This is a genomic window from Pseudomonas reactans (assembly GCF_013387025.1).
Lineage (GTDB): Bacteria > Pseudomonadota > Gammaproteobacteria > Pseudomonadales > Pseudomonadaceae > Aquipseudomonas > Aquipseudomonas reactans.
Window position 1 is genome coordinate 1 of the sequence record NZ_JACAQP010000188.1, and the last position, 307, is coordinate 307.

Annotated in this window: 1 protein-coding gene; it reads right to left on the reverse strand. The window is 49.2% G+C overall.

Annotated features, from left to right (window positions below):
• Positions 1–274, reverse strand: a 274-nt coding sequence (locus tag HX793_RS30925; RefSeq protein ID WP_178905633.1) for a gag-polypeptide of LTR copia-type domain-containing protein, incomplete at its 3' end; no start/stop codon positions are given.
• Positions 275–307: the final 33 nt, after the last annotated feature.

Sequence of the window (307 nt, forward strand, 5' to 3'; positions counted from 1 at the left end):
ACTCAGTCAGGTTAGCATGATTGTTGTTCAAATGATAAGCCAGCCTGAACTGGTCATAAGAACTCGGTAGGGAGTTAAGCACTATGTCAACGGCCAACTCCTCCGGTACAGGCATCGCAAGCTTTCTAAGCCGCTCCACGTAACCTTGCATTCTTTGCACATGAGCACAGATGGACTCTCCATCTTTAGGTTTGCTGTTCGTGAAGTCCTTGACCACCTCGCACCTCTCGATGCGCTCTTGCTTGCGGAACTTTTCCGCAAGCTCCTTGTGCATCTCAAAGGGCCAGTAGTCTTCGTATATCCTTTG